A 2928-nucleotide genomic window follows, 5' to 3' on the forward strand; every position below is an offset into this window, starting at 1 on the left:
AGCGGGCAGGTTCGATCGTCTTTTCCCCATCGATCGGGCACGACAAGCGTGCCCCTCCGAAAAATCCGGAGGGACCTGGTTTCCGCGTTCACCTCCGGAGGGACCCGCTTGTCGGGTCCGCTCCACACTTCGCTGGTTATAGGCAATCTATGGATTGCCCCTGCCCGGGGTCCCTGTGCCGCCATCTCTGTCCACAATGGGTGTGCTTCAGCAATAAAGCAGACTGAGAGCTCTCCAGGCCTTTGCCTCTTCACGCTGTGCAGCAGGCTTCGACAAGGGAAGCTCCGGCGCTGGCCCGGCAGATGTACACGCTGGGTTCGTTGCCGGTCTTCTGCTGGTACAACTGCGCCACGGTTTGGGAGAAACTCTCCGCCACCGCGGTTTCCACCAGGGCCACGGCACAGCCACCGAAACCGGCCCCTGTCATCCGGGCACCCAAACAGCCCGGTTGCTGGAGGGCGATCTCCACCATCGCGTTGAGCGCCGGACTGGAAACCTCGTAGTCGTCCCGCAGGCTCGCGTGGCTTTCCACCATCAGCCGTCCGAACTCGCGAAGGTCACCCGCCTGGAGAGCCTGGGCGGCTTTGAGTGTGCGGTCGTTCTCGGTGATCACATGGCGCACGCGCCGCCGGGTGATTTCGTCCAGTTCGTTCGCCCGCCGTTCAAATTCATCCATCGTAATGTCACGCAGGGCTTTCACCCCAAACTGCTGGGCCGTGCGTTCACACGCAGCGCGGCGCTCGTTGTAGGCCGAATCAACCAGCCCGCGACGTGTACCCGTGTCGAGGACGACAATCCTCACGGCGTCCGGGATGGGGACATGGGTCAGTTCCAGCGACCGGCAGTCGATGAGAAGGGCGTGTCCTTCCTGGCCGCAGGCGGAAATAAGCTGATCCATGATGCCGCACTGGACCCCCACCCACCGGTTTTCTGCCTTTTGTGAGAGGAGGGCCATTTTGACCGGATCCCAGGAGATCTGGGCCATGGAACAAAAGGCCCTGGCGCAGGCCACTTCGAGGGCCGCGGACGAAGACAGGCCTGCCCCCACCGGCACGTCGCCCATGATGACGCCTTCCCACCCCCGCAGGAAGAATCCTTCTTCCTGAAGGGCCCAGGCCACACCTTTCACATACTCCAGAGAGCCCGAGTCCGTATGGCGGATGGCGTCCAGGTGGAATTCCCCGTATCGCTGCGTATCCGCAAAATGAACTTTGATCCATCGATCGGGACGCCGCCGAAGAGCGATCCACACCGCCCGGTCGATGGCCATGGGCAGGACAAAGCCGTCGTTGTAATCGGTATGCTCGCCGATCAGATTCACACGACCAGGGGCTCGCACACACAGATCAGGTGCCCCCTGCCATTTTTCTTCAAAAAACCTGACAAGACTCTGGAGATCCACCTTCATAGCTCGCAGCGACGACGAAAAACACGACGATGAAAAAACCAAAATGGAACAGAATCACCCATACGCACCCAGGCAGACGCGACGAGTCCCGCCTGGATGCAGCATTGTTTTCTTGCCCCTGACACGCCTGCCGCGGGGTCCATTACACTCCTTCCAAATAAGCGCAACTGTCCTATGGTGCCCGGACAAAGTACGATCGTCAAGATAGCCCCCGGCCTGGGAGTTTCCCGGGTGGCGGCAAGCGTTCGTCGCTCAGCTCGGGGAGTGAAACCTCAGCGTGATCTCCGTCCGCAGGACTGAAATGGAGCTTGAATCAGGTCTCTTTCGACCGTCAACCTGGCCCGGGACGAAGTCCTCAGTGGAACCAGAACCGACATCCCGTGCCGGCGTGCCGCTGCCCCTTCTTGTGACGGGTTTGGCGGGCGTGGCCGGCTACCATGCTTTTCGGTGGCTGTCTGCTCGCTATCCGGGCCAGGTGTTTGGGCTGATTCCCTCCCGCAATCCCCACGTCAGAGGGGCGCACGTGCTGCGCGGCAATATCGAGGACCGCGCGTGTCTGGAAACCCTCTTTCGCCGCTACGAATTCGCGGCGGTGCTCGATACCGTGGGCAATTGCGCCCTCAAGCCGTGCGAGCTTGAGCCCAAAATCGCCTGGATGATCAACGTGGAGGGATTGAAAAACATCTTACGGGCGGCGGGACACCAGCGCCCGAGAATTGTGCGATTATCGGTGGACCTCGTTTTCTCAGGGAAAAAAGAAGGTGGCTATGTCGAGGAGGATCCGCCGGATCCCGTGACCGTGTATGGCAAAACGATGGCTGTGGCCGAACAGATCCTCCTGGACACCGATCCAACAGCCTGTATTTTGCGGATTTCACTTCCCATGGGACGGAGTCCCAATGGCCATGCAGGGGCCATCGACTGGATCGAATCGCGGTTTGCGGCGGGCCGACCAGCGACGCTCTATCTGGACGAAATTCGCACTCCGACCTATGTTGACTGCCTGAGTCGCGTTTGTTGGGAAGCTCTGCGTCGCCCAATGTCCGGTATCTTTCACGCCGGTGGGCCGGTACGACTGAGCCTCTATCAGATCGGGCAGATCATCAACCGCGTGGGCGGTTACGATCCTGACCTTCTCTTCGGAATTCCGCGGCGGATGGCCGGTCCGATCCCGCCCCGAGCAGGCAATGTGACGATGGATAGTTCCAAACTTGCCCGAACCTTGGGTTATGAACCTTTCTTGCCCTGGCCATTTGACCGGCGTCTGCTGCCCACCGATCGAGACTGGCATCGGCGAAGGGAGCCGTTTTGGCCGGAGTTACAGAGTGTGGGGAGTTTGCGTGACGCGGGGGCTATAGATAAACTGTTGTGTCAGCCGCACAAGCTGGAGGAAATAGAGTCAGTGAACGTTCTCCGGTTGCCAAGGCAATTGGGGAAAACTTGCGGATATTGACGAAATCGCAATAAACTCCTGCGTTCGGTTGACCGACAAAACAAGCGAGAGGCGATGCCCGCTCTCC

The 2928-nt window shown here is 60.0% G+C and carries 2 protein-coding genes; one reads left to right on the forward strand and one right to left on the reverse strand.

The window, feature by feature from the left end:
• Positions 1 to 250 precede the first annotated feature (250 nt).
• Entirely contained in the window at positions 251 to 1402 is a 1152-nt protein-coding gene (gene galK, locus H5U08_RS14535; RefSeq protein WP_297034570.1) for a galactokinase, read from the reverse strand.
• Positions 1403 to 1766: 364 nt separating this feature from the next.
• Here galK and H5U08_RS14540 point away from each other — a divergent pair, with 364 nt between their 5' ends.
• A complete protein-coding gene (locus H5U08_RS14540) occupies positions 1767 to 2861 on the forward strand; it encodes a sugar nucleotide-binding protein (RefSeq protein ID WP_297034573.1) in 1095 nt (364 codons plus the stop codon).
• The last annotated feature ends 67 nt before the right edge of the window (positions 2862 to 2928 follow it).

The sequence above is a fragment of the Thermogutta sp. genome (assembly GCF_014359955.1).
Taxonomy (GTDB): Bacteria; Planctomycetota; Planctomycetia; order Pirellulales; family Thermoguttaceae; genus Thermogutta.